Here is a 25,398-nt window from a genome sequence, read left to right on the forward strand (position 1 = left end):
CCATGACCAACCTGAACGCGATCGACCCCGCCGCCGTGGCCGAGGAAGCAAGGATAGAGAACGACGACGTCGTGATCGCCAAGTCCGCGATCATCCTGCGGCGCTTCCTGCGGAACAAGACCGCCGTGGCCGGCCTGGTCATCTTCCTCGCCTTAACGGTCTTCTCCTTCGTGGGAGGCATCCTCTCCCCCTGGGACAAGGAAACCATCGACCCCTTCAACATCGGCATGCCGCCGTCCGGGGAGCACCTCCTGGGTACGTCCCAGGCCGGCATCGACCTCTACGCCCTGATGGTGGAAGGCACTCGGATCTCCATCCTCATCGGCCTGGTGGTCGGCCTGGTCTCGGTGCTGATCGCCGCCGTCTACGGCTGCACCATGGCCTACTTCGGCGGCAAAGTGGACAAGGTGATGCTCTTCATCCTCGAAGCCCTCATCATGATGCCGGCACTGCTGGTCGTGGCGGTCGCCACCAGCGGCGGCGGCAACGGCCTCCGGGAAAACCTGCCCAGCTGGCTGCTGCTGATCATCGTGCTCCTGGTCTTCAGCTGGATGGGCACCGCCCGGCTGATCCGCTCCCTGTCGATGTCGCTCATGCAGCGGGACTTCGTCAAGGCAGCCCAGTACATGGGCATCCCGGCCCGCCGGATCGTCTGGCGGCACCTGGTCCCCAACATCGGATCGCTGCTGGTCCTGGACGTCACCCGCGGCGTCACCGGCGCCATCCTGGCCGAAGTCGCGTTCTCCTTCATCGGCATCGGCATCAAGGTCCCTGACGTCAGCCTGGGCGTCCTCATCAACCAGGCAACGTCCCAGGTCCAGACGTTCCCGTGGATGTTCTGGGTCCCGCTCGTGGTGATGTTCCTGCTGACCGGTTCGCTGGCCATGATGAACGACGGCCTGCGCGACGCCTTCGATCCCAGCTCCAGCTCCGTCGGCAGCGCCAAAAAGACTGCAGGGAAGAGGAACAAATGAGCCGCGAAACCACCGCCGGCGCCGAAATGACCGCCGAGCGCCTGCACGTCGCCGGGTTGCATGCCGCAGGTGACGGCGCGGCAGGGGCCGTCCTCTCCGTCCGGGACCTGAACGTCCGGTTCAACTCGGAGAACGGCGTGGTCCACGCCGTCCGGGGCGTCGACTTCGACCTCCTGCCGGGCAAGACGCTCGGCATCGTGGGCGAGTCCGGTTCAGGCAAGTCCGTGACCTCCCTGGCCATCATGGGCCTGCTGCCCACCACCGCCGAAATCAGCGGCTCGGTGAAGCTGAACGGCAAGGAACTGCTGGGCCTCAGCGACAAGGCCATGTGCCGGTACCGCGGCAACGACATCGCCATGGTGTTCCAGGACCCGCTCTCCTCCCTGACCCCCGTGTACACGGTGGGCCACCAGATCATCGAGGCGCTGACGGTCCATCACCCGAAGATGAGCAACCAGGCCAAGGAAGCCCGCGCCGTCGAACTTCTGGGCATGGTGGGCATTCCCAGCCCGAAGGACCGCCTGAAGGCGTTCCCCCACGAGTTTTCCGGCGGCATGCGCCAGCGAGTCATGATCGCGATCGCGATCGCCAACAACCCGCGGGTGCTCATCGCGGATGAGCCGACGACGGCGCTGGACGTCACGATCCAGGCGCAGGTCCTGGAGGTGCTGCACACGGCGCAGGAGGAGACCGGCGCCGCCGTCGTCATGATTACGCACGATCTTGGCGTGGTGGCCGGCATGGCGGACGACATCATGGTGATGTACGCGGGAAAGCCGGTGGAGACCGGCAGCGTGGACGATATCTACTACAGCCCGCGGATGCCGTACACCATGGGCCTGCTGGGCGCAGTGCCCCGCGTGGACATTGCCGAAAAGGCTTCGCTGGTGCCTATCGAAGGCATCCCGCCGAACCTGATCCACGAGCCCACCGGCTGCTCCTTCGCCCCGCGCTGCCCGCTGGTGAGCGACGCCTGCCTGAAGGGGGAACCGGAGCTGTGGCCGGTGAGCGGTCCGCGGGGAGCGGGAAGCGGCATGGCCGGCAGCGGTGCCCACAAGGCGGCCTGCATCAAGACCGACTCACTGGGTGCCGAAGTGGACGTCCACGAGATCTTCCACGCCCCGGCCGTGCCGGTCTCGCGTTTCGATGCCGTCCCGCGGCTTGAACGCAGGAAGGTCCTGGAACTGAGGGACGTCAGGAAGCACTTCCCGCTCCTGAAGGGGTCGCTCATCAAGCGCCGGATCGGCACCGTGAAGGCCGTGGACGGGCTGAGCTTCGACATCCGCGAGGGCGAGTGCTTCTCCATCGTGGGCGAGTCCGGCTGCGGGAAAACCACCACCCTGCTGGAAATCATGGAGTTCCACAAGGACCAGGACGGCGAGGTGACCATCGGCGGGCTGAGCAACAAGGCTGCCTCCGATGCCCGGACCAAAACCGCCATGCGCAAGGAACTCCAGATGGTGTTCCAGGATCCCACCGGTGCGCTGGACCCGCGCTTCACCGTCTTTGAGGTCCTGTCCGAGCCGCTCGAAAACGCCGGCCTGGACAAGCCCGCGATCCGGAAGCGGATCATGGAACTGATGGAACTGGTGGGCCTCCAGCCGGACCACGTCAACCGGTTCCCCAACCAGTTCTCCGGCGGCCAGCGGCAGCGCATCGGCATCGCCCGCGCGCTTGCGGTGAACCCCAAGCTGGTGGTCCTCGACGAACCCGTGTCCGCCCTCGACGTCTCCGTCCAGGCCGGCGTCATCAACCTCCTGGACAAGCTGCGCGCGGAACTCGGCCTGAGCTACCTCATGGTGGCCCACGACCTGTCCGTGGTGCGGCACATCTCCAACCGCGTGGCAGTGATGTACCTGGGCAAGATCGTGGAAATTGGCGACGTGGACAACGTGTTCGACAACCCGCGCCACCCGTACACCCGGGCACTCCTGTCCGCAATCCCGGTGCCGGACCCGCAGCTGGAACGAACCCGCGAACGCATCATCCTGCAAGGCGACCTCCCGTCGCCGCTCGATGCGCCCAAGGGCTGCAATTTCGCCACCCGCTGCCCGGTGTTTGCCGCGCTCCCTGCCGCGAAACAGGAAAAATGCCTCACCCTCGAGCCGCCGCTGGAACCGGTCTCTTCGCCGCAAGCGGCCCCGGCCACCGCGGCCACTGCCGCCGCGGCCACTGCCGCCGCGGCCGTCCGGGCGGCCCGGGCGGCCGTCCAGACCGCCGACCAGCAGTTCGCCTGCTTCTTCCCGGACGGTGAACTCGACGCGGACATGCTTGTTGTCCACGACAGCCCCTAACTTGCCCGATCCCCAAAGCACCAACTCTCGCACCAAAGAATGAAGGGAAAACAATGAAGAATCTGACCAAGATTGGCGGGGTGGCCGCTGTAGCGGCAGCGCTCGCGCTCACCGGCTGTGGCGGAGGCGGGACTCCCACGGGTCCCGACGCAGGCAAGGGCCAGGAAGCCGGCAGTGACCTCACCAAGCTGATCAGCATTAACGCCAAGGATGCCAAGGACCTGGAACCCGGCGGCACCGTGACGCTTCCGCTGGGCAACATCGGTCCGGACTTCAACGGCTTCTCCAACAACGGCAACAGCGCGGACAACACCGCACTGCACCGCCCCATCGACCAGGCCGGCACCTGGGGCTGCTGGAACTTCGACTTCGACGGCACGGCGACTCCGAACAAGGACTTCTGCGAAGACGTCAAGAGCGAAGTCAAGGACGGCAAGCAGACCATCACCATCAAGGTGAACGAAAAAGCCACCTACAACGACGGCACGCCGATCGACGTCAAGGCCTTCCAGAACACCTGGAACATGCTCAAGGGCGAAAACAAGGACATCGACATCGTCAGCTCCGGCGCCTACGAGTTTGTTGATTCCGTGAAGGCCGGCTCCAGTGACAAGGAAGTGGTGGTCACCACCACCCAGCCCGTCTACCCGCTGGATGCCCTCTTCACCGGCCTGATCCACCCGGCCGTGAACACTCCCGAGATATTCAACACCGGGTTCACCGGCGACATGCACCCGGAGTGGATGGCAGGACCCTTCAAGCTGGACAAGTACGACAGCGCCGCCAAGACCGTGACCCTGGCCCAGAACGACAAGTGGTGGGGCAACAAGCCTGTCCTCGACAAGGTGGTGTTCCGCCAGCTCGAGAGCAGCGCTGCGATCGCCGCCTTCAAGAACGGCGAGATTGACGGCGTTTCCGCGAACACCATCACCCCGTACAAGCAGCTGGACGGCACCAAGGATTCCGAGATCCGCCGCGGCCAGCGGCTCTTCGCCGGCGGCCTGAATCTCAACGCGCAGAAGGCTCCGCTCACGGACGTCGCCATCCGTAAGGCAATCTTCACCGCCGTGGACCGCGAAGCCCTGCGCAAGGTCCGCTTCAACGGTCTGAACTGGGAAGAAACCAGCTCCGGCTCCATGATGCTGCTTCCGTTCTCCAAGTACTACCAGGACAACTACCCGGCCACGGAATCCGGTGCAGAAGCAGCCAAGAAGGTGCTGACCGATGCCGGCTACAAGCCCAACGCTGCGGGCATCATGGAGAAGGACGGCGTTCCGGCCGCCTTCAAGATCAGCAACTTCGGCGACGACCCCACCACCCTGGCATTCGTGCAGACCCTGCAGAAGCAGCTCCAGGCCGGCGGCATGGACGTAGGGATCGACCAGCGCGCCTCTGCCGACTTCGGCAAGGTCCTGGGCAGCCGCGACTTCTTCCTGAGCGTCTCCGGCTACACCGTGGGTGCCGACGCAACGGACGCCGTCAAGCAGTTCTACGACTCCAAGACCAACGAAAACGAGCTGGGCGACGCCGAGCTGGATGCCGAGATCAAGGCGCTCAGCAGCATTGAAGACAACGCCGAGCGCAACAAGGCGGCCATGGAAGTTGAAAAGAAGCACATGGCCAAGTACTTCTCCATGGGTGTTGTGATGAACGGCCCGCAGATCTCCTTCGTCCGCACCGGCCTGGCCAACTACGGCCCGTCCCTGTTCAAGAGCCTGTCCCAGGTTCCGGACTGGACCACCCTCGGCTGGGAAAAGAAGTAACCATAGCCTGACAGCAGTAACGCCAGGGCCGGCATTCCCGTGATCTGTTCACACGAACTCTTCACGCGGGGTGCCGGCCTTCGCCGTCCCCGCGGGGGCGTGCGGGGGTAGCGTTGGACCATGAGCACTGAAGCAACCCCCGGCACCGGCCCGGGCAAACCCGCGATCCGGACGGCGGTCGCCGGCTTCGGCCTCTCGGGCCGCGTGTTCCACGCGCCGCTGATCGCCGCCAATCCGTCATATTCCCTGGACGTTATTTCAACGTCCGACGCCGGCCGGCAGGCTGAGGCGTCCGCCGGTTACCCTGCCGCCCGCCTCGTGAACACCCCGGCCGACATCCTGGGGCTGGCCGAGGACCTTGACCTGGTGGTCCTGGGGACGCCGCCGGCCACCCACTACCCGCTGGCGAGGGCCGCGCTGGAGGCGGGGCTCGACGTCGTCGTCGACAAGCCCTTTGCGGTGCGCAGCAGCGAAGGGCAGGAGCTCCTGGAGCTTGCCGCCCGGCTGGGGCGGGTGCTGACCGTCTTCCAGAACCGCCGCTGGGACGGCGACTACCTGACGGTGAAGGGCTTGCTGGAAAGCGGCGTGCTGGGCGGCGTGACCCGGTTCGAATCGCGGTTCGAGCGCTGGTCCCCGGAGGTCTCGAAGGCGTGGAAAGCGGAAGCCACGGCGGACGACGGCGGCGGGGTGCTCTTCGATCTCGGCACGCACCTCATCGACCAGTCGCTGCAGTTGTTCGGCCCGGCGACGGTGGCGCATGCGGAACTCCGGGCCCGGCGGCCGGGCGAAAGGACCGACGATGACGTGTTCGTGGCGCTGCAGCATGATTCGGGCGTGGTCAGCCACCTCTGGATGAACATGCTCTGCGCCCAGCAGGGACCGCGGTACCGGCTCCTGGGCTCCGAGGGCGGTTTTACCAAGCACGGCGTCGACCCGCAGGAGCCCTACATCGTGGCCGGCGGCAGCCCGCTCGACCCCGAATACGGCATCGAAGACACGGACTGGGCAGGGCTCCTGGGCCGGGACGGCCACCTGGACCGCCTGCCCACCGAGCGCGGCGCCTACCCGGAGTTCTACCGGCTCCTCGCGGCCAAGATCCACGACGGCGGCACGGCCTCGCCCCTGCCGCTGCCTGTGGACCCGGCCGGCCCCATCGAGGTCCTCAAACTCATCGAACAAGCACGGGAACTGGCGACGGCGACGGCTTAACCAAAACTGCGCTAGACGACAGACATCCGGCAGCGTGCGTCTAAGCGACGAAAGAGCGAGCACGCCGAGGATGTGTGTCGTCCAGCGCAGCCGGACGAACTAAGGTTTACGCGGAGACCAGCTCGTGCCAGTCGGCTACGAGCGGCAGGTTGTGCGCTTCGGAGACCGAGTGGTGCGCCACGTGGCCGGCGGCAATGTTGAGGCCGGCGGCCAGTGCGGGGTCCTTCTCGAACGCGGCCTTGACGCCGAGGTTGGCGAGGGCCACGCCGTAGCGCAGGGTCACGTTCGTGAGTGCGTACGTGGACGTGTTGGGAACGGCGCCGGGCATGTTTGCCACGCAGTAGAAGATCGTGTTGTGGACCCGGTAGGTGGGCTCCTGGTGCGTGGTGGGGTGGGTGTCTTCGAAGCAGCCACCCTGGTCCACGGCGATGTCCACGAGGACGGAGCCGGGCTTCATCCGGGAGACGAGTTCGTTGGTGACCAGCTTGGGTGCCTTGGCGCCCGGGATAAGCACGGAGCCGATCACGAGGTCCGCGTCCACCACGGACTTTTCGATTTCGTACTTGTTGGACGCGACCGTCTTCAGCCGTCCCTGGTACAGGGCGTCGAGTTCGCGGAGGCGGTTGATGTTGATGTCCAGGATGGTGACGTCGGCGCCGAGGCCCAGGGCCATGGCGGCGGCGTTGGTACCGGCCACGCCCGCACCGAGGACAACCACCTTGGCGGGGCGGACGCCCGGGACGCCGCCCAGCAGTACGCCCTTGCCGCCGGCGGGTGCCATCAGCGAGGTGGCGCCGACCTGGACGGACAGGCGGCCGGCCACTTCGGACATCGGGGCCAGGAGCGGCAGGGTGCGGCCTTCCTGGACGGTCTCGTAGGCGATGGCGGTGACGCCCGAGTTGATGAGCTCGCGGGTCAGTTCCGGCTCGGCAGCCAGGTGGAGGTAGGTGAAGAGGATCAGGCCCTTGCGGAAGCGGTGGTATTCCGCGGCAATGGGCTCCTTGACCTTCATGACCATGTCGGCGCGCGCCCAGACATCGTCGGCTTCGATGACGATTTCGGCGCCGGCGATGGCGTATTCCTCGTCAGTGATTCCGGAGCCCAGGCCTGCGCCGCGTTCCACCAGAACGGTGTGGCCGTGGGTGCGGAATTCGTGGACTCCGGCGGCGGTGATGGCCACGCGGAATTCGTTGTTCTTGATCTCTTTGGGGACGCCGATGATCATTTCTTGGGCTCCATCGTTGGTGGGCTTTGTGGGCCGGATGTGCGGGGAATCTGGTACTTCCAGAATAAATCCGCATGTGAGGTAGCCGACACGATGCCGCAGTTCGGACAAGGTGTCTTCCGCTTGTTTCAGGGGTTTTCCCGCCCGCGGCCTAGACATCTGTCGAGTGGTGAAGCGTCAGGTGTCGCCTGGTGTCCGTTCACGTTCCGTCGGCGCCGGGCAGTAAGGTGGCACCATGCACCAGCAGGATGTGGAACAGCTCGTTGAGCAGGTGGCCGAGAAGCTCGGCCGTGGACTTTCGCTGGAGGATCTCGACGGCGTCCTGCTCGCCTACAGCTCCAACCAGTCGCACGCGGACCGCGTCCGCGTGAACTTCCTGCTCAGCAAGCGTGTGCCGGCGGATGTGAAGGCGTGGCAGCTCTCGCACGGGATCGCGACAGCGGTGCGTCCCGTCGTCGTGCCCGCCAACGAGGAGCTGGGCATGCTGGGACGCGTCTGCGTCCCGCTGCTGGTGCGCGGCTTCCGCGTGGGCTACCTGTGGGTGCAGCAGGACATCGAAGACCAAAGCGCGACGGCGATCCTCACCCAGCTGCCCGGCGTCCGGGACGAACTCGAGCTGCTGTCCGGACTTCTCCTGGAGTCGAACACCGCTGAATCGGAATTCAGGCGCCGCAGGGAGCAGGAGTTCCTGAGCGCGTGCCGGGGCGAAACGAATGCGGTGGCAGCTGTGGGCGGGTGGAAGGAAGTGCAGGGGCGCGGTCCGTGGCAGCTGGTCACCGTGCTCGACGCCGACGGCTGGGCGGAGGGATCCGATCCCATCGCCTCAACGCTGATCCACCGTTCCGCGGCGCTGCAGGCCACCATCGGCGTGGACGCGGCGCTGTTCAGCGCAGGCACGGAAACACATGCGGTGGTCCTGTTCCGGGAGTCCACCGGGCGTGCGGCCCACGCACAGGTGCTGGTGCACTACCAGCTTGAACTCGCCAAGCGGTCCGGCCGGCCGGTGCGCCGGATCATCCTCGGCACGAGTGAGGGCTTCGCCAAGCCGCGCGAACTGGCGGATGCTTACGCCCAGTCCAGGCAGGCTGCCCAGGCCGCAGCCGTGGACCCGCAGCTGGGCGAGCTGGTGGATTGCCGGGCCACGGGCGTCTACCAGCTGCTGGCTTCGGCAGGCGGCGGCGCCGGGGCGTGGACCGACGCCGGCTCCGTCTACTCGCGCATCCTCGAAGACCACGACCGGAACGGCGAGCTGCTCCCCGTGCTGGAACTCCTGTACGACAACGACGGGTCCGTGCAGGACGTCGCCACCAAGCTGCACCTGCACCGGAGCAGCATCTACAACCGGCTGGGCCGCATCCGGCAGGTACTGGGCGTGGACCCGCTGAAGGGCATGGTTCGGCTGGAACTCCACGCGGCGCTCAAGGCCCGCCGCTGGTCCGGGCGGCCCCGGATTTAACTCCCGGTCCCTACTCGCCGAAGACCTTCCGGGCCAGGAAGTCGTTGCGGAATTTATGCTCCGGGTCCATCCGTTCGGCAAGGTCCTTGAAGTCGGCGAAGCGCGGGTAGAGTCCTGCGAGCGAGTCGGCGCCCGCATGGAACAGCTTGCCCCAGTGCGGGCGGGCGCTGAATGGCGCAAGTGCCTCCTCCATCACCGGGAGCAGCTCCTCCACTTCGGCCTGCCGCTGCTTCCAGGTGAAGTGGAATCCCACCGAATCCTGGCCGTACGCCGTGCTGAGCCAGAGCCGGTCTGCTGCCACGGTGCGGATTTCCGACACGAGCAGCAACGGCGTGATCCGGTCCGAGAGGGCGCGCAGTTCCGCAATGGCGGCCACGGCGTCCTCGCGGCGGACGAAGAACTCGCTCTGGAGTTCCTCGCCACTGCTTGGCGTGAACGCCATCCGGAAGTGGGCCAGGCGCTCCGACCACGGCCCGGGGACTCCGAGCTGCCCGGTGCAGTTTTCGGCCGAAACTCCGGGCAGGGGGTGCCTGGCAACCGTGGCACGGGTGCCGCCGAAGAACGTCCCGCCGCGGTACGCCGGCAGGCCGGAGCCGGCAGCGTCGGCGCCCGGCACGCGGCTCTTCAGCCAGGACTGGGCGAGGGCGTCACCGCTCCAGTCCGTAAACAGGCTGACGCTGTACGCGCTGGAGGTGGCGGCGTCGAAATCCTCCAGCACCATCTCCCACGGAAGTGCTTCAAAGACGTCCTGCCGGACCATAAAGGTGGGTTCGATGTCCAGGGTCACCTTGGTGACCACGCCCAGCGCGCCGAGGCCCACGACGGCGCCGTCAAAGTCGGGCGAGCCGCCCCGGCTGAGATGGTGGACGGTTCCGTCCGCTGCCACGATTTCCAGCCCCGCCACGGAGGTTGCCAGGTTTCCGTTGGCATCCCCGGAACCGTGGGTGGCGGTCGCGATGGCGCCGGCCACGGAGATGTGCGGAAGGGAGGCGAGGTTGGGCAGCGCAAAGCCGTTGGTCTCCAGCTTTTCCGCGAGCGTGCCGTAGCGGGTCCCGCCGGATACCGTGACGGTGCGTGCGGCGGCGTCGATGCGGATGCCCGGGTCCAGGTCCTCCAGCGAGATAAGGGAGCCGGGGGAGTCGGCGATGTCGTTGAAGGAGTGCCGGGAGCCGAGTGCGCGGATCTTCGAGGCGCCGGCCACCACTTCCTGGACTTCCTCGAGAGTGCGTGGGCGGTGGATGGCAGCCGCGGTGTAGCGGTAATTGCCGGCCCAATTCAGTTCCGGCACGGCCCCGCGGGTCATGCTGGAGCTGACCGGGTGGCTGTCCAGTCCGGGCAGTTCGGTGGCCTCAGTGCGCATCGCATCCCTTTCGCGCCGGACCAACGTCCACCGGCGGTTGTGTTATCGCTAACAATTCTGCTGACCGGGTCCGCCACGTGTCAATGGCATTCCGCCGTTCAGACGTAGGCCGGGATCCGGGGCGGACGCTGGCGATTGCGCCCGGCTATGACGAGCCGCCGTCGCGCTCGGCAGCTTCGCGGCGGCGCCGGGCTAGATGGCTTTCCAGGCCCTTGGAGACCGCGACGAAGGCCACGCAGCTCGCCGTAAACGCGGCCGTGTCGTTCAGTCCCATGACCCGTCCGAGGGCGGCAGTCAGCAGCATCGCGGCGAATCCCGCCACAATATGCCACCCTCTGAACTTACCCACGAATAAAGGGTAACCCCGGCCTTTACGGCGTTTTGGCGAAGAACGGGGATCGTTGCTTGATCCTTATCACTGCTTCACAAATTGCGTCCGGCGCTACATCAAACCCGCTCGTCGGGGCCGGCCGCCTTGGCCTTCTTCTGCGTTTCCAGCCATTCCATGACGGCCGCCAGCCTGATCCGCCGGTGCGTGCCGCGGTACTCCACGGGAATTTCCCCGCGGTCCGTCATATTGCGAAGGTACGTGTGCGAAATCCCGGCGAGTTCAGCGGCCTGGGAAGTGGTCAGCATTTCCTCAACGCTGCTGACCGTGACGGCTTCGCCGCGGCTGAAGCGGCTCAGGAGGTCCACGACGGCGTCCCGTGCCTGGGGCGGCAGCCGGTGGACCGTGCCGTCCACAAACACCGTGATGTCGTGACTGTCGTTAAGGGCGTGCTTCAGCTTCAAGGCTTCATCGCCGGGGAGCCCGGCGGTCACGCGGGGAGCAATCAGTGCCATGCGGAAATCCTAGCGCCCCCGCGCGACCCGGCCTTGTCCTGTGATCCGGAAACCGGCGGCGCTATTCGGCGTCGAGGTCCGTCTCCAGGAGCGCGACCAAGGAATCCAGCGCCTGGTCCGCGCCGTCGCCGTCGGCCCGGAGTACCACGACGTCCCCCTTGGCCGCCCCCAGCGTCATGAGCGAAAGGATGCTGGCGGCGTCGAGGGCCTCGTCCGCCGGCTCGCCCTGCATGGAAATGGTGACGTCAACGCCGGCATTGCCGGCCGCCTCGGCAAAAAGTGCGGCCGGGCGGGCGTGCAGGCCGGATCGGCTGGCGATGGTTGCGGTACGTTCGGGCATTGCTTCTCCTGAAAGGGTTATGAGTGGGCGGCGGCCGTTAGAGGCCGAGTTCGTTGAGGACGGGCAGCTTTTCGCGCACCCAGGCCCGGGCTTCGGTGGCACTCGGTGCGGACAGCGCCAGTTTGGCCAGGTCCTGCGCTTCGGCCAGTGTGACGGTCTTGAGCACGGCGGCCACAGCCGCCAGCGAGCGTGCGGTCATGGACAGTGTGGTGACACCCAGTCCCGTCAGCACGACGGCGAGGGCGGGATCCGCTGCCGCTTCGCCGCAGACGCCCACGGGTTTGTTGTGGCCCTCGGCGCGCGAGCCTTCCACAGTGAGGCCAACAAGGCGCAGCACGGCGGGCTGCCAGGGGGTGTTCAGCGCGGCCAGCGGGCCGAGCTGCCGGTCGGCGGCCATGGCGTACTGCGTGAGGTCGTTGGTGCCGAGGCTGGCGAAGCCCACCTCGCGCAGGATGGATTCGGCGGTCAGGGCGGCCGAGGGGACCTCCACCATTACGCCGGGGGTCTTGATCCCGGCGTCGGCGCACATGGAGGCGAAGCGCGCGGCTTCTTCCGCCGTGGAGATCATCGGGGCCATGACCCACACGTCCGCCTCGGACTGCTTCTCGGCCAGCGCGATGGCTTCCAGCTGACGGTCCAGGACGCCGGGCGTGGTGAAGTCCGTGCGGTAGCCGCGGACGCCCAGGGCGGGGTTGGGCTCAGTGGAGTCGGTCAGGAAGGGCAGCGGCTTGTCGGCGCCGGCATCGAGCGTCCGCAGCACAACCTTCTTGCCCGGGAAGGCATCGAAGACGCTCTTGTAGGCCGCGGCCTGCTCTTCCACGGAGGGCTCGGTGTCCCGTTCCAGGAAGCAGAATTCGGTGCGGAAGAGCCCTACGCCCTGCGCGCCGAGTTTGGCTGCCGCTTCGGCATCCTTGCCGCCGCCGACGTTGGCGAGGAGGGGCACCAGGTGCCCGTCCGCCGTCGCGCCCGTTCCGCTGAATTCGGCGAGCAGGGAAGCTGTGGCCGCCCAGGCTTCTGCTGCGGCACGCAGGGAATCGTCGGGCTCGGCCGTGATGGTTCCGGCCGCGCCGTCCACATAGACCTCCATTCCGTCCGGGAGCTGGTCCACACCGACTGCCGCCACAACGGCCGGCAGGCCAAGGGAGCGGGCGATGATGGCCGTGTGGGACTGGGGTCCGCCGCCCGCCGTGACGAGAGCCAGGACCTTGTTCGGGTCCAGGGTGGCGGTGTCGGCCGGCGCCAGGTCTTCGGCCACCAGGACGAACGGCGTGTTGGAGGCGGGGATGCCGGGTGCGGGGACGCCGCGCAGCTCGGCGACGATCCGGGCGCGCACGTCCAGGACGTCGGTGGCGCGCTCGGCCATGTAGCCGCCCAGGTTGTGGAGCATTTCAGAAACGGAGGAGCCGGACTCCCAGATGGCGCGCTCACTCGAGACGCCGCGGGCAACCAGTTTGGCCGCGCCCTTGATCAGCATGGTGTCCTTGGCCATCAGTGCCGTGGCCTCCAGGACGGCCTTGCCGTCGCCCGTGGCGTGGGCGGCGCGTGCCTTCAGCTCGTCATGCACGGCCTGCGATGCCGTCTTGAGGGCGGCAGTGGCGTCCTCGGCCGTGACTCCGGCGGGCAGTTGCTCGCCCGCCGGCGGTTCACTGATGGGCTTGGGCATTTGGCGGATGGTGCCGATGATGCGGCCGGGGCTGACGCCTACTCCTGGGAAGTTCTGCACTGAAGGTCCTCATTCTCTGCCGGTAAGCAGGCCCCGCCGTTCGTCTGCCCGGGCGGTTGCCCGGACCGTCGCAACGGCTACGTCCGACGGCGTTTGCGGTGCCTGAAAAAATTGTATGTGATGCACTTCATATAGCGTTGCTATAGGTGCTAGGGTAGCGGTTATGAGTTTCGATGGCCAGCTTCCGCCCAAAGTTCGGCTGCTGCGTGCGGCCGCCGAGCTGCTGGCCAAATCGGCGGGCGCGGCCGTTTCAACCCGCCAGATCACGCAGCTGGCAGGAGTCTCGGCGCCGACGCTCTACCACCACTTCGGTGACAAGGAAGGGCTGTTTGACGCCGTCGTCGCGGCGGGGTTCGAAGAGTACGTGGCCGGTGAACGCGATTTCGCGCCGTCCGGCCAGCCGCTGGAAGATATCCGGCGGATGTGGGACAACCATGTCCAGTTCGGGCTGAACCAGCCGGAACTCTACCTGGTCATGTTTGGCAACATTCGCCCTGAGAGCCGTCCGGCCATCGTCGCCGATGCCGAGGCCCTCATGGAGGAAATGCTGAACAAGGCTGCGGTGGCGGGGCAGCTGAACGTCCAGCCGCGTGAGGCGGCCAGGAGCATCCTGGCGGCGAACGTGGGCGTGACGCTCATGCTGATCGCGGAGCCTGCCGCGGACCGGAACCTTGAACTATCCACCATGACCCGGGACGCCATGATTTTTGCGGTGTCCGCGGAACAGGCCAGCGGCACCCCGGAAGACTCCGGAAAGTCGTCGGTCGTGGTGGCAGCAATCGCCCTGAACGCCGCGCTCCAGGCGTCGCACTCGGACCAGCTCTCCAGCTCGGAACTCAAGCTCTTTCTCGAATGGCTCCACCGGATCTCCACCAGTTCCTCCAGCTAAGTCGTCGAAAATATCGGACCATCCTGCGGTGCAGCAGGAATCACGGTTAGGAAATCACATGGCAACAGAGACAGTTGCAAAACCCCGCACCAGCCTGCGGGTTGGCGTCCAGAAATTCGGGACGTTCCTGTCCGGAATGATCATGCCGAACATCGGCGCCTTCATCGCCTGGGGCATCGTCACGGCCTTCTTCATTCCGGCCGGCTTCACTCCCAATGAAGAACTGGCCAAGCTCGTCGGGCCAATGATCACCTTCCTCCTGCCGCTCCTGATCGGCTACACCGGCGGACGGATGGTCCACGGCGTGCGTGGCGGCGTCGTCGGCGCGGCCGCAACCATGGGCGTGATTGTCGGTACGGACATCCCCATGTTCATCGGCGCCATGATCATGGGACCGCTGACCGCCTGGATCATGAAGAAGCTGGACAAGGTCTGGGAAGGCCGGGTCAAGCCGGGCTTCGAGATGCTGATTGACAACTTCACTGCCGGCATCGTGGCCGCCCTCATGGCCATCTTCGGCATGCTGGTGATCGGCCCGGTGGTGAAGACTTTCAGCAACGGCGCCAGTGCCGTCGTCGAATGGCTCGTCACCAACGGCCTGTTGCCGTTCACCAGCATCTTCATCGAACCCGCCAAGGTGCTGTTCCTGAACAACGCCGTCAACCACGGGATCCTGACACCCCTCGGCACGGAACAGGCCCTGCAAAACGGCAAGTCCATCCTGTTCCTGCTCGAAGCCAACCCCGGCCCCGGCGTGGGCATCCTGCTGGCCTACATGATTTTCGGCAAGGGCCTGGCCAAGGCGTCAGCCCCCGGTGCTGCCCTGATCCAGTTCGTCGGCGGTATCCACGAAATCTACTTCCCGTTCGTGCTGATGAAGCCCATCATCATCCTCGCCGCAATCGGCGGCGGCATGACCGGCATTTTCACCCTGGTGCTCACCGGCGCCGGCCTGCGCTCCCCGGCAGCCCCGGGCAGCATCATCGCCGTCTTCGCCGCGACCGCCAGCGACAGCTACTTCGGGGTGGCACTGTCCGTGCTGCTCGCCGCCACGGTGTCCTTCCTGATCGCCTCGGTGATCCTGAAGTCCAGCAAGACCCCCGTGGGTGAAACCGAGGAGGACAGCCTCAGCGCCGCCACCTCCCGGATGGAAGCCATGAAGGGCAAGAAGAGCTCCGTCTCCTCCACCCTGACCGGCGCGGGAGCAACCACCGCCGTTATGGCAGGTCCCATCAAGAACATTGTGTTTGCCTGCGACGCCGGCATGGGCTCCAGCGCCATGGGCGCCTCGGTGCTGCGGAACAAGATCAAGGCGGCCGGCTTCCCCGACGTCAAGGTCACCAACTCCGCCATCGCCAACCTGAGCGACACCTACGATGTTGTGATCACGCACCAGGACCTGACCGAACGGGCCAAGCCCGCCACGGCCAGTGCCGTACACGTGTCCGTCGACAACTTCATGAACAGCCCGCGGTATGACGAGATCGTGGAGCTGGTCAAGAGCAGCAACACCGAAAGGTCGGCTGCCCCTGCCGCCGCTGCTGCCGCCCCGGCAACTGCTGAGGCCGCACCTGAGGCCGCACCGCCGTCGGACATCCTGGTGGCAGACAGCGTGATCCTCAACGGCACGGCCACCACCCGTGACGGCGCCATCGACGAAGCGGGCAGGCTCCTGCTGAACCGCGGCGCCGTGGACAGCGGCTACATCGATGCCATGCACGAACGCGAGGAATCCGTGTCCACCTACATGGGCAGCTTCCTGGCCATTCCGCACGGCACCAACGCCGCCAAGGACCACATCATGAAATCCGCTGTGTCCGTGATCCGTTACCCGAACGGCATCGACTGGAACGGCAAGGAGGTCAAGTTCGTAGTGGGCGTCGCCGGCATCAACAACGAGCACCTGCAGATCCTGTCCTCCATCGCCAAGGTCTTCACCAACAAGGCCCAGGTGGCCCAGCTTGAGGCGGCCACCACGGTGGACGAAGTGCTGGAACTCTTCGGAAAGGTCAACGCATAGTGAAGGCAGTTCATTTTGGGGCCGGGAACATCGGCCGGGGCTTCGTGGGGCTGCTGCTGCACCAGGCAGGCTACGAGCTCGTGTTCGCCGACGTCGCGGAGGAACTGATCTCGCAGCTCGCCGCCGCGGACAGCTATGACGTCCACGAAGTGGGGGAGAACCCCACTGTCCGTACCGTGGACAACTTTCGGGCGCTCAACTCCGGAACCCAGGAGGCGGACGTCGTGGCGGAAATCGCGACGGCGGACGTGGTCACCACCGCGGTGGGGCCGCACATCCTGAAGTTCGTGGCGCCGGTGATCGCCAAGGGCATTGCTGCCAGGGCGGCGGGGCTGGCTCCGCTGCAGGTGATGGCGTGCGAGAACGCGATCAATGCCACCGACATCCTGCGGGACGAAGTGGCGGCTCAGTGGGACGCCGCCGCGGGACCGCTCGAGGCCGCGGCCGTGTTTGCCAACACGGCCGTTGACCGGATCGTCCCCAACCAGGAGCCGGGCAACGGCCTGGATGTCACGGTGGAGACGTTCTACGAGTGGGTCATCGACCGCACGCCCTTCGGGGACAATGCGCCGGTCATTCCGGGTGCCACGTTTGTGGACAACCTGGAGCCGTACATCGAGCGGAAGCTGTTCACCGTGAACACCGGCCACGCCTCGGCCGCCTACTTCGGGTTCGAGGCTGGGCTCGGCAAGATCTCCGAGGCCATGGCGGACCAGGATGTCGCCGCCGATGTGCGTGCCGTCCTGGACGAGACCAAGGAGCTGCTGATCCACAAGCACGGCTTTAACCGCGAGGAGCAGGAAGCCTACGTCGAGAAGATCCTGGGCCGCTTCACCAACCCGCACCTGCCGGATACCGTGAACCGGGTGGGGCGGGCGCCGCTGCGCAAGCTCAGCCGGCACGAGCGGTTCATCGGCCCGGCGGCGGAGCTGGCCGAACGCGGAATCGTGCCCGAGGCGCTGCTGGGAGCCATTGCGGCGGCCCTGCGCTTCAACGACCCCGCGGACGCCGAAGCAGCCGAGCTGGCGCAGATCGTGGCATCGTCCACGGCTGCGGAGGCCACGGAAAAGGTGACCGGCCTGACCGCCGAGCACCCGCTCTTCGCGGCTGTGGAGGCACTGGTGGAAGAAGTCAAAGCGGAGGCCAAGGTCTAGCGCGCACTTCCCAGAGCCCGACGCTCTCTCACTTTCCGTCGGTTTTTCGGCGACCCTCTCTCAGATCCGGTCCGGTTTACGCAGGCGCTCTCTCACCCCAGTTCATCAGGTGAGAGAGCGTTTGTGGTTTCCGCGCGAAAGGTGAGAGAGCGTTGGGGATTTGGGGACAGGAAGTGAGAGAGCGTTGGCTGTGGCAGGCTGGGCTGGTGACTTCAGCGCAACATGACCCGTCCGCCCTGCTCACCCTCGACGTGGACGGCGGGACCTTCCGCCTCCGCCACGCCACCCGGGCCGACCTTCCCGACATCCTGGACCTCCTGGCCGACGACCAGCTGGGTGCAACGCGCGAGGACAGTTCGGAAATGGCGCCGTACGAGCGTGCCTTCGAGGCGATCGACGGCGATCCGGCCCACCTTCTCGTCGTCGGCGAGCTCCTGGAGACGGGGGAGTCGGGGGAACCGGCCGGGGCGGTTGTCGCCACGTTCCAGCTGAGCTTCATCCCGGGCCTCTCCCGCCGCGGCGCCTGGCGCAGCCAGCTCGAAGCCGTCCGGGTGTCGGCGCGGCTGCGTGGCCTCGGGATCGGAGCGGCCATGGTGCAGTGGGCCGCGGAGGAGTCCCGCCGCCGGGGTTGCGCCCTGATGCAGCTCACCACCGACAAGTCACGCAAGGACGCCCACCGCTTCTACGAACGCCTGGGCTTTGCGGCCAGCCACGAGGGCATGAAACTCACCCTCTAATCCCGTGAGCCCGACTTCTTGACTATTAGGCGCCCTAACTATTAGGCTACCTAACTATGAGTGATGTTGAACTACCGCCGGCCTCCCTGCAGAACCTCGCCCAGGACTTCCGCGAGGCCCTCAGGCACAGCGTCTACCTGGTCCGCCGCCTCGATAACGAGGGTGAACTCAGCGCCGCACAGCTCAGCACGCTGAAGATGCTGCTTCACGACGGCGTCCGCGTGGGTGAGATTGCCCGGAACCTTGGCGTCAAGGTGCCCAGCGCCACCGAGCAGATCATCAAGCTGGAAAAAGCAGACCTTGTGCGGCGCGATCCCGACCCCGACGACTCCCGCGCCGTGCGCGTTGTGCTGACGGCGGAAGGCCGGGCCGCCGTCGACTCCGCAAACGAGCGGCGCAATGCCGTGATGGCGAAAATCCTGGTGGCCCTCAGCGACAGCGAACGTCAGGCACTGGCCGCGGCACTGCCGGTGATCGAAAAAATCAACAGCACCGTTCAGAACTAGAATCCCAGACTTAGGAGAACCCTTCATGGAAGGCCAGCTCGCCGCCACGCGGCCGGCAGTGGAAGAAACCCTCGAGGCTGAAAAGGCCTCCCTGATCAAGCAGCCAAAGGCGGTATGGGCCACGGCGCTCGCTGCCGTGTTCGCCTTCATGGGCATCGGCCTGGTGGATCCGATTCTCCCGGCGATCGCCAAGAACCTGGACGCCACGCCCAGCCAGGTCTCGCTCCTGTTCACGAGCTATTTCCTGGTTACTGCCCTGGCCATGCTGATCACCGGCTTTGTGTCCTCCCGGATCGGCGGCAAGAAGAGCCTGCTCATCGGCCTCGCCGTGATCGTGGTCTTCGCCTCCCTGTCCGGACTGTCCGGCAGCGTGGGTGAACTGATCGGCTTCCGCGCTGGCTGGGGCCTGGGCAACGCGCTGTTCGTGGCCACGGCGCTCGCCGTCATTGTGGGCGTCGCGAGCGGCGGCGCGGGGACGGCCATCATCCTCTACGAGGCGGCACTGGGGTTGGGCATCTCCCTCGGCCCGCTGCTCGGCGCCCTGCTGGGCGGCTGGCAATGGCGTGCCCCGTTCTTCGGGACCGCGGTGCTCATGGCCGCAGCCTTCATCGCGCTCATCGCCCTGCTGCCCAAAACCCCGCTCCCGGAGCGGAAGGTCCGGCTCCGCGACCCGCTGCTGGCCCTGGGCCACAAGGGACTGCGCACGACGGCGGCCAGCGGCCTGTTCTACAACTACGGCTTCTTCACCATCCTGGCTTTCACGCCGTTCATCCTCGGCATGGACGCCTACGGAATCGGCGGGGTGTTCTTCGGCTGGGGTGTGGCCGTCGCGGTGTTCTCCGTCTTTGTGGCCCCCGTCCTGCAGAACCGTTTCGGGGCCACAAAGGTGCTGATGGGCACCCTGGCCGTTCTCATGCTTGACCTGGCCGGGCTGGGGCTGGCAGCCGGGCACTCGGTGCCTGCCGTCGTCGTCCTGGTGGTTGTTTCCGGGGCGCTGCTGGGCATCAACAACACTGTCTACACGGAACTGGCCATGGGCGTTTCGGATTCACCGCGGCCGGTGGCGTCTGCCGGGTACAACTTCGTGCGCTGGATGGGCGGCGCCCTGGCACCCTTCGCCGCGGCCCAGCTAGGTGAGCACTTCGGCCCGCAGGTTCCGTTCTTCGCCGGGGCGCTGGCCATGGTGGCGGCCATCGCCGTTGCCTTCGGCGGGCGGCGATACCTGGCAGCCCACGAACCCCACGTGGTCTAAGGCGGACCCCCGGAGACAGTCCCGGAGAAGGTCCCGGAGATGAATAAGGCCCATGCTCGCGAAGAGCATGGGCCTTATCTGTCCGCTCGCGCGGGGTGCTGAGAGCGTCGGCTAGACCTTGACGGTCCCCTTCGGCACGAACAGCGTTTCCGCCTGTTCCAGGGACATGCCGTTGGTCTCCGGCACCTTGAACATCACAAAGAAGAACGACGCCGCCGCGAACAGCGCGTACAGGGCGTACGTGAGCGGCAGCGAACCTGCCGCCATCACGGGGAAGCTCAGCGTGATGGCGAAGTTGGCAATCCACTGGGCAGCCGCGGCAAGGCCCAGGGCGCGGGCGCGGATCCGGGACGGGAAGATCTCGCCCAGCAGCACCCACACCAGCGGGCCCCAGGAAGCGCCGAAGCTGATCACAAAGACGTTCGCGGCCACCAGGGCAACCGGACCCCAGGCGCCGGGCAGCGAAATCTCCTCGCCCGAGCCGGTGGCCGAGGCGAAGGCCAGGGCCATGGCGCCCAGCGAAACCGCCATGCCCACCGAACCGGCCAGCAGGATGGGGCGCCGGCCGATGCGGTCCACCAGTGCGATGGCCACCAGCGTGACCAGGATGTTGGTGACGGACGTGGCCACGGAGATGGTGAGCGAGTCCTTCTCCTGGAAGCCCACGGCCTTCCACAGCGTGGTGGAGTAGTAGAAGATCACGTTGATGCCGACGAACTGCTGGAGTACGGACAGCGTGATGCCGATCCACACCACGGCCTGCAGGCCGAACACCTTGCCGCGGAGCGAGCCCTTCTGGCCTGCGAGCTTGTCTTCCTCGATGGCGGACTGGATTTCGCGGATGTGGCGGTCGGTGTCCTCGGAGGGGGCAATGGTCTGGAACACCTTGCGGGCCTCGTCCTCCTTGCCCTTGAACACCAGGAAGCGCGGGGATTCCGGCAGGGTGTACGCGATCCAGCCGTACACGACGGCGGGCACGGCGCCGGCGAGGAACATCCACCGCCAGGCGTCGATGCCGAGCCACAGCGGCTGGTCCGCGCCGCCTGCCGTGTTGGCAAACAGGGCGTCGGAGAGCAGGGCGGCAAAAATACCCGTGGTGATGGCGAGCTGCTGGAGCGAGGCGAGCCGGCCGCGGACGTGCCGGGGCGAGATCTCGGAAATGTACGCCGGGGCAATGACCGAGGCCAGGCCGATGCCGAGCCCGCCCACCAGGCGCCAGAAGATCAGGTCCCAGACGCCGAACGCGAAGCCGGTGCCGGCGGCGCTCACCAGGAACAGGACGGCGCCGAGCTTCATGGCGGGAATGCGGCCGTACTTGTCGGCCACCTTGCCTGCCAGGTAGGCGCCGGCGGCGCAGCCCAGGAGGGCGACGGCCACGGCAAAGCCGGTGACGGCCTCACTGAGGGCGAATTCGCCCTTGATGGCATCTACGGCGCCGTTGACGACGGAGGAATCGAAGCCGAAGAGGAACCCTCCCACTGCTCCCGCGATTGCGAGGCCGATCACCTTGCGGGGAACGCCAGGGCGGCCTTCAGTGCTGGATGTGGACATGGATCTCCCTTGGGCTTTTGACGCGTTGGGTTTTTGGCTGTGCGGACATCGTTGACCACGGAACCGGCCCTGTTGGCCGGCGCACACGCGCTAAACAGTGTGCCACTTCACGCTGTGAGGTTCCACTTAGGGAAGGAGGGACGACGACGGCGGCGCTCCCGCCGTCGTCGTCTCCGGCCTGGCTGGGGGCCTCATCCGCGGCGTCACGCTGTGCAGGTTTCTACCGGCCGTGGCCGACGGCCGTCCCGGACTTCCGCGGAATCGAAACGGCAGGCAGCCCGAAAGGCTGCCTGCCGTGACGTTCGCGCGAACGGGTGGCCTAGTGCGCCGGTACCGACTCCTTGGAGACGGCCTTCGGGTCCGTCAGCTTCTTGTTCGGCAGGGCGAAGCTGATCAGGAAGGCAATACCGGTGAGCACTGCGGCGGTGAGCATCACGGCGTCGATCGACTGCGCGAAGCCCTCGGTGATGGGGCGGGTGAGCACGGGATTGGCCGTGTGCAGCCAGCTGGTGTCGTTGAGGGAATCGTTGGTGGCGCCGTTCTGGAAGAACTCGTAGAGCTTGGCGTTGGCTGGGTCGGCGGCCACGGCGGGGTCCTTGAGGACCTTCAGGTAGTCGGCGTTCTGCATGGCGTCCTTCATGCCCGTGGCGATCTTGTCCGCGGCCAGGCTGAACAGCATGGAGATGAACACTGCGGTGCCCACTGCGCCGCCCATGGACCGGAAGAACGCGGCCGAGGAGGTGCCCACGCCCATGTCCTTCGCCGGGACGGAGACCTGCATGGCCAGCGTGAGCGGCTGCATGCAGAAGCCCAGGCCCAGGCCGAAGAACACCGCGATGACGCCCGGAACCCAGAGCCCGGTGTCCACGCCCAGCGAGAAGCCCATCACGACGGCGGCGGCGGTCAGGACGGCCGTCCCCATGATCGGGAAGATCCGGAAGGTGCCCGACGCCGAGATGGTCCGGCCGGCGGTGATGGAACCGGTGAGGATGCCCACCGTGAAGGTGATCATCATGAGGCCGGCCTCGGTGGGGGTGAGGCCTTTGACCAGCTGGAGGTACATCGGGAGCATCGCGATGGCGCCGAACATGCCGATGCCGATGATGAAGTTCAGCAGCGAAGACAGACCGAATGTGAGGTTGCGGAACAGGCGGAGCGGGATCAGGGCGTAGTCGCCGGCGCGCTTCTCAGCCAGCAGGAACGCGATGATGCCGACGACGCCCAGCCCGATGCAGAGGAGGGAAGCCGCCGAGGTCCAGCCCCAGCTGCGGCCCTGCTCGGCCACCAGGAGCAGTGGAACGATGGCCAGCGTAATGGCTGCGGCGCCCCAGTAGTCGATCTTCTGCTTGACGTGCTTGGCGGGCAGATGCAGGTAAAGGAACACGACCGCCAGTGCGGCGAGGCCGATGGGCAGGTTGATGAAGAACACCCAGCGCCAGCCGTCGAAGCCCAGGATGGACTCCGAGCCGGCGAACGCGCCGCCCACCACGGGGCCGAGGACGGAGGAGATGCCGAAGACGGACATGAAGTAGCCCTGGAACTTGGCCCGGTCCTTCAGGGCCACGATGTCCCCGATGATGGTCAGTGCGAGGGCCAGCAGGCCGCCGGCGCCCATGCCCTGGATGCCGCGGGCGATGGCCAGTTCGGTCATGGAGTGCACGGAGCCCGCATACAGGGAGCCGGCCAGGAAGATCACGATCGCGGCGAGGTAGAGCGGCCTTCGTCCGAAGATGTCGCTGAGTTTGCCGTACAGCGGGGTGCTCACCGTGGAGGTGATGAGGTACGCGGTGGTGGCCCACGCCTGCAGGGAGAGCCCGTCGAGGTCGTTGGCGATGGTGTAGATCGACGTGGACACGATGGTCTGGTCCAGCGAGGAAAGGAACATGCCGAGCATGAGACCCACCATCACTGTGATGGTCTGACGCTTCGTCAGGACGTCCCCGGCTACGGGCCCGGCGGCGGTTTTGGACATGACTGCTCCATTACAAAGAAAAGGGAATCAAGCTTGATAGTTGCTTTCAGTAACTATCTTACTTTGAGATTTGTTCCCCTGCCCCGCCGAAATGAGGAATTAACTTAGCGTTCCACCAGGATTCCGTCCGGATCGCACCAGATCATGGCGCCGGGGCGCACCGTGACGCCGTCGATCTCCAGCTCCACATCCGTTTCGCCGGCGCCTTCCTTGGCACTCTTGCGCGGATTGCTGCCCAGCGCCTTGACGCCGAGCGGCAGGTCCGCCAGGACCTCACGGTCCCGGACGGCCCCGTTGATGACGACGCCGGCCCAGCCGTTTGCGACCGCGCTCGCCGCAATCATGTCCCCCATCAGGGCCGTTCGCAGGGATCCGGCGCCGTCCACCACCAGGACGGCACCCTCGCCGGGGGTTCCCAGGGTGGACTTCACGAGGGCGTTGTCCTCAAGGCATTGGATGGTGCGCACCGGCCCGCTGAAGTGGGAGAGTCCGCCCAGCGACTGGAACTGGAGCGCGATGGAATCGAGTTCCTCGCCCCGCTCGTCATAAAGGTCGGCGGTGTTGATGCTGCGGCTCTCGGGGGTGTCTGCGGGGGAAGCGGTCATTGGTCCTCCTCGGAACTGGCTGTGGACAACCCGCATGCAGGCTGTCATGCCCACGATAGTCTGATCGGACACTGATCATCTGTTCCCGGGGGAGCCGCAATGAGCCTGTCCGATCTGCCGGGGCACGTCCCGGACCCATCCGCCGCTGCCGCATCCCCGGGGGGACATACGACGGCGGCGCTCGCCGAACCGGAGCGGAAGGTCACCGCGCGGTGGGTGGCGGGGCTGGTGCTGGTCAATGTCGGGATCAACGCCGCCTTCTTCGGCCCCATCAACGTGTTCATCGGCCAGCAGGCCATCAGCATCGACGCGCCCAGCAAGGAAGCCATCCTGTCCCTCGTGACCAGCGCCGGCGCGGCAGTTTCGTTGGTCGCGAATCCGCTCTTCGGGGCGCTGTCCGACCGCACGGTCTCCGGCTTCGGCCGCCGTGCCCCATGGATCCTGGCGGGGGCCATCCTCGCGACGGCGGCTCTGCTCGCGATGTCCGGGGCCACGACAGTGGCATTGATTGTGCTGTTCTGGTGCCTGGTCCAGCTCGGAGCCAACGCGGCCTATGCGGCCATTACCGCGGCGGTCCCGGACCGGGTGCCGGTGCCGCAGCGGGCCACCGTGGGCGGCCTGGCGGCCATGGGCCAGACAGTGGGCATACTCGTCGGTGCCGTTTTCGGGGCCGTCGTCTCAGGAAACTACATGGTGGGGTACTGGCTGTGCGCCGCAGCGCTCCTGCTGTCCGTGCTGCCATACCTGTTTCACCGGAATGATCCCGTGTTGCCGCGGTCCGCCCGCCCGCCGTTCCATTGGAAGGTCTTCGCCAGGGGCTTCTGGATCAGCCCTGCCCGTCATCCTGATTTTGCCTGGGCGTGGCTCACCCGCTTCCTGATGAACGTCGGAAACCAGCTGACCATCGTGTATCTGCTTTTCTTCCTCCGGGACATCATCGGGTACGAGGAACCGGCGCTGGGCGTGCTGATCCTCACCGGAATCTATGCGGCCATGGTGATGATCACGGCGGTGCTGGCAGGGCCATGGAGCGACCGCGTGGGCAAACGCAAGCCGTTCGTCATCGGGTCCTCGCTCACCATCGCCATGGCGGCACTGATCATGGCCTTCTTCCCGGTCTGGCCGGGCGCCCTGGCTGGTGCCGCGGTTCTGGGCATCGGCTTCGGGGCGTACTTGGCGGTGGACTTCGCACTGCTGACCCAGGTGCTCCCGCAAGCGGCGGACCGGGGCAAGGACATGGGAGTCATCAACGTGGCCGCCTCACTGCCGCAGGTGTTCGCGCCGGCGATCGCCTTCTTCTCCATCCACTACTTTGGCGGGTACGTCACATTGTTTTCCGCGGCCGCGGTGATCGGATTGCTGGGCGCCGTGTTCGTAGTGAAGATCAAGGGCGTGGACTGAAAGCGGCCGCGGGGCGCCGCGGCAGAGCACACCGTTTTGACTAATGAGCGCCGGGAACGGTGCCGTATAGTGGACTCGAATTGCTGCGGCAGTGCTCTGATGGGGATCGCCTGACCGCTGTACG

21 protein-coding genes are annotated in these 25,398 nt (G+C 66.4%); 12 read left to right on the forward strand and 9 right to left on the reverse strand.

What is annotated here, in order from left to right:
• Positions 1 to 2 precede the first annotated feature (2 nt).
• The 4 genes from BS38_RS0114490 (at position 3) to BS38_RS0114505 (ending at position 6,240) form a co-directional block, all read left to right on the forward strand.
• Complete coding sequence (locus BS38_RS0114490) at positions 3 to 974, forward strand: ABC transporter permease (RefSeq protein WP_028271467.1); 972 nt, start codon at positions 3 to 5, stop codon at positions 972 to 974.
• Complete coding sequence (locus tag BS38_RS0114495) at positions 971 to 3,268, forward strand: dipeptide ABC transporter ATP-binding protein (protein WP_028271468.1); 2,298 nt, start codon at positions 971 to 973, stop codon at positions 3,266 to 3,268. The genes BS38_RS0114490 and BS38_RS0114495 overlap by 4 nt, the downstream gene beginning before the upstream one ends.
• 53 nt (positions 3,269 to 3,321) lie before the next feature.
• Complete coding sequence (locus BS38_RS0114500; RefSeq protein ID WP_028271469.1) at positions 3,322 to 5,031, forward strand: ABC transporter family substrate-binding protein; 1,710 nt, start codon at positions 3,322 to 3,324, stop codon at positions 5,029 to 5,031.
• A 120-nt stretch (positions 5,032 to 5,151) separates the two neighbouring features.
• Entirely contained in the window at positions 5,152 to 6,240 is a 1,089-nt protein-coding gene (locus tag BS38_RS0114505) for a Gfo/Idh/MocA family protein (protein WP_028271470.1), read from the forward strand.
• Between the two features lie 106 nt (positions 6,241 to 6,346).
• Here the strand turns inward: BS38_RS0114505 and ald are convergent, their stop codons facing one another.
• Positions 6,347 to 7,465, reverse strand: a complete 1,119-nt coding sequence (gene ald / locus BS38_RS0114510; protein WP_028271471.1) for an alanine dehydrogenase — start codon at positions 7,463 to 7,465, stop codon at positions 6,347 to 6,349.
• A gap of 235 nt (positions 7,466 to 7,700) precedes the next feature.
• On the opposite strand from ald, the gene BS38_RS0114515 reads away from it, so the two are divergent.
• Positions 7,701 to 8,921, forward strand: coding sequence for a helix-turn-helix domain-containing protein (locus BS38_RS0114515; protein WP_028271472.1), 1,221 nt, complete (start codon positions 7,701 to 7,703; stop codon positions 8,919 to 8,921).
• Positions 8,922 to 8,931: 10 nt separating this feature from the next.
• On the opposite strand, the gene BS38_RS0114520 is transcribed toward BS38_RS0114515, so the two are convergent.
• From BS38_RS0114520 to ptsP, 5 genes are all read right to left on the reverse strand, one after another.
• Positions 8,932 to 10,224, reverse strand: coding sequence for an FAD-binding protein (locus BS38_RS0114520; protein WP_231511254.1), 1,293 nt, complete (start codon positions 10,222 to 10,224; stop codon positions 8,932 to 8,934).
• A 202-nt stretch (positions 10,225 to 10,426) separates the two neighbouring features.
• Positions 10,427 to 10,630, reverse strand: coding sequence for a hypothetical protein (locus tag BS38_RS0114525; RefSeq protein ID WP_028271474.1), 204 nt, complete (start codon positions 10,628 to 10,630; stop codon positions 10,427 to 10,429).
• Between the two features lie 98 nt (positions 10,631 to 10,728).
• Positions 10,729 to 11,124: a helix-turn-helix domain-containing protein gene (locus BS38_RS0114530; RefSeq protein WP_028271475.1), complete on the reverse strand. Its 396-nt coding sequence runs from the start codon at positions 11,122 to 11,124 to the stop codon at positions 10,729 to 10,731.
• A 61-nt stretch (positions 11,125 to 11,185) separates the two neighbouring features.
• The gene (locus tag BS38_RS0114535; protein ID WP_028271476.1) at positions 11,186 to 11,464 is read right to left on the reverse strand and encodes an HPr family phosphocarrier protein; all 279 of its coding nucleotides are present in this window, start codon (positions 11,462 to 11,464) and stop codon (positions 11,186 to 11,188) included.
• Between the two features lie 37 nt (positions 11,465 to 11,501).
• On the reverse strand, positions 11,502 to 13,187 hold the full coding sequence (gene ptsP, locus BS38_RS0114540; protein WP_028271477.1) for a phosphoenolpyruvate--protein phosphotransferase: 1,686 nt from the start codon (positions 13,185 to 13,187) through the stop codon (positions 11,502 to 11,504).
• 163 nt (positions 13,188 to 13,350) lie between these two features.
• Between ptsP and BS38_RS0114545 the strand changes: the two genes are divergently transcribed.
• From BS38_RS0114545 to BS38_RS0114570, 6 genes are all read left to right on the forward strand, one after another.
• Positions 13,351 to 14,076 (forward strand): TetR/AcrR family transcriptional regulator, encoded by a 726-nt coding sequence (locus tag BS38_RS0114545; RefSeq protein ID WP_028271478.1) that lies wholly within the window; start codon positions 13,351 to 13,353, stop codon positions 14,074 to 14,076.
• 58 nt (positions 14,077 to 14,134) lie between these two features.
• Positions 14,135 to 16,096 (forward strand): PTS mannitol transporter subunit IICBA, encoded by a 1,962-nt coding sequence (locus tag BS38_RS0114550; protein WP_028271479.1) that lies wholly within the window; start codon positions 14,135 to 14,137, stop codon positions 16,094 to 16,096.
• Complete coding sequence (locus BS38_RS0114555) at positions 16,096 to 17,250, forward strand: mannitol-1-phosphate 5-dehydrogenase (RefSeq protein ID WP_028271480.1); 1,155 nt, start codon at positions 16,096 to 16,098, stop codon at positions 17,248 to 17,250. The genes BS38_RS0114550 and BS38_RS0114555 overlap by 1 nt, the downstream gene beginning before the upstream one ends.
• A 203-nt stretch (positions 17,251 to 17,453) precedes the next feature.
• On the forward strand, positions 17,454 to 17,987 hold the full coding sequence (locus BS38_RS0114560; RefSeq protein WP_442853348.1) for a GNAT family N-acetyltransferase: 534 nt from the start codon (positions 17,454 to 17,456) through the stop codon (positions 17,985 to 17,987).
• Between the two features lie 56 nt (positions 17,988 to 18,043).
• On the forward strand, positions 18,044 to 18,493 hold the full coding sequence (locus BS38_RS0114565; RefSeq protein WP_028271482.1) for a MarR family winged helix-turn-helix transcriptional regulator: 450 nt from the start codon (positions 18,044 to 18,046) through the stop codon (positions 18,491 to 18,493).
• A 25-nt stretch (positions 18,494 to 18,518) separates the two neighbouring features.
• Complete coding sequence (locus tag BS38_RS0114570) at positions 18,519 to 19,745, forward strand: MFS transporter (RefSeq protein ID WP_028271483.1); 1,227 nt, start codon at positions 18,519 to 18,521, stop codon at positions 19,743 to 19,745.
• A gap of 111 nt (positions 19,746 to 19,856) precedes the next feature.
• On the opposite strand, the gene BS38_RS0114575 is transcribed toward BS38_RS0114570, so the two are convergent.
• The 3 genes from BS38_RS0114575 to rraA all read right to left on the reverse strand — a co-directional run bounded on the left by BS38_RS0114575 (position 19,857) and on the right by rraA (position 23,873).
• Complete coding sequence (locus tag BS38_RS0114575; RefSeq protein WP_028271484.1) at positions 19,857 to 21,296, reverse strand: sugar porter family MFS transporter; 1,440 nt, start codon at positions 21,294 to 21,296, stop codon at positions 19,857 to 19,859.
• A gap of 319 nt (positions 21,297 to 21,615) precedes the next feature.
• Positions 21,616 to 23,268, reverse strand: coding sequence for an MDR family MFS transporter (locus tag BS38_RS0114580; protein ID WP_028271485.1), 1,653 nt, complete (start codon positions 23,266 to 23,268; stop codon positions 21,616 to 21,618).
• Between the two features lie 104 nt (positions 23,269 to 23,372).
• On the reverse strand, positions 23,373 to 23,873 hold the full coding sequence (gene rraA, locus BS38_RS0114585) for a ribonuclease E activity regulator RraA (RefSeq protein ID WP_028271486.1): 501 nt from the start codon (positions 23,871 to 23,873) through the stop codon (positions 23,373 to 23,375).
• Positions 23,874 to 23,972: 99 nt separating this feature from the next.
• Here rraA and BS38_RS0114590 point away from each other — a divergent pair, with 99 nt between their 5' ends.
• Positions 23,973 to 25,274 (forward strand): MFS transporter, encoded by a 1,302-nt coding sequence (locus BS38_RS0114590; protein ID WP_028271487.1) that lies wholly within the window; start codon positions 23,973 to 23,975, stop codon positions 25,272 to 25,274.
• The last annotated feature ends 124 nt before the right edge of the window (positions 25,275 to 25,398 follow it).

This window comes from Arthrobacter sp. UNC362MFTsu5.1, from assembly GCF_000685965.1.
GTDB lineage: Bacteria > Actinomycetota > Actinomycetes > Actinomycetales > Micrococcaceae > Arthrobacter.

Excerpts from the sequence above, each read along its gene's own strand:
- BS38_RS0114550 (WP_028271479.1), top strand. The coding sequence starts at position 14,135 with ATGGCAACAGAGACAGTTGCAAAACCCCGCACCAGCCTGCGGGTTGGC.
- BS38_RS0114570 (WP_028271483.1), top strand. The coding sequence starts at position 18,519 with ATGGAAGGCCAGCTCGCCGCCACGCGGCCGGCAGTGGAAGAAACCCTC.
- BS38_RS0114590 (WP_028271487.1), top strand. The coding sequence starts at position 23,973 with ATGAGCCTGTCCGATCTGCCGGGGCACGTCCCGGACCCATCCGCCGCT.
- BS38_RS0114495 (WP_028271468.1), top strand. The coding sequence starts at position 971 with ATGAGCCGCGAAACCACCGCCGGCGCCGAAATGACCGCCGAGCGCCTG.
- BS38_RS0114580 (WP_028271485.1), bottom strand. The coding sequence starts at position 23,268 with ATGTCCAAAACCGCCGCCGGGCCCGTAGCCGGGGACGTCCTGACGAAG.
- BS38_RS0114515 (WP_028271472.1), top strand. The coding sequence starts at position 7,701 with ATGCACCAGCAGGATGTGGAACAGCTCGTTGAGCAGGTGGCCGAGAAG.
- BS38_RS0114565 (WP_028271482.1), top strand. The coding sequence starts at position 18,044 with ATGAGTGATGTTGAACTACCGCCGGCCTCCCTGCAGAACCTCGCCCAG.
- BS38_RS0114535 (WP_028271476.1), bottom strand. The coding sequence starts at position 11,464 with ATGCCCGAACGTACCGCAACCATCGCCAGCCGATCCGGCCTGCACGCC.
- BS38_RS0114500 (WP_028271469.1), top strand. The coding sequence starts at position 3,322 with ATGAAGAATCTGACCAAGATTGGCGGGGTGGCCGCTGTAGCGGCAGCG.
- ald (WP_028271471.1), bottom strand. The coding sequence starts at position 7,465 with ATGATCATCGGCGTCCCCAAAGAGATCAAGAACAACGAATTCCGCGTG.
- BS38_RS0114575 (WP_028271484.1), bottom strand. The coding sequence starts at position 21,296 with ATGTCCACATCCAGCACTGAAGGCCGCCCTGGCGTTCCCCGCAAGGTG.
- BS38_RS0114520 (WP_231511254.1), bottom strand. The coding sequence starts at position 10,224 with ATGACCCGCGGGGCCGTGCCGGAACTGAATTGGGCCGGCAATTACCGC.
- rraA (WP_028271486.1), bottom strand. The coding sequence starts at position 23,873 with ATGACCGCTTCCCCCGCAGACACCCCCGAGAGCCGCAGCATCAACACC.
- BS38_RS0114545 (WP_028271478.1), top strand. The coding sequence starts at position 13,351 with ATGAGTTTCGATGGCCAGCTTCCGCCCAAAGTTCGGCTGCTGCGTGCG.
- BS38_RS0114530 (WP_028271475.1), bottom strand. The coding sequence starts at position 11,124 with ATGGCACTGATTGCTCCCCGCGTGACCGCCGGGCTCCCCGGCGATGAA.
- BS38_RS0114490 (WP_028271467.1), top strand. The coding sequence starts at position 3 with ATGACCAACCTGAACGCGATCGACCCCGCCGCCGTGGCCGAGGAAGCA.
- BS38_RS0114505 (WP_028271470.1), top strand. The coding sequence starts at position 5,152 with ATGAGCACTGAAGCAACCCCCGGCACCGGCCCGGGCAAACCCGCGATC.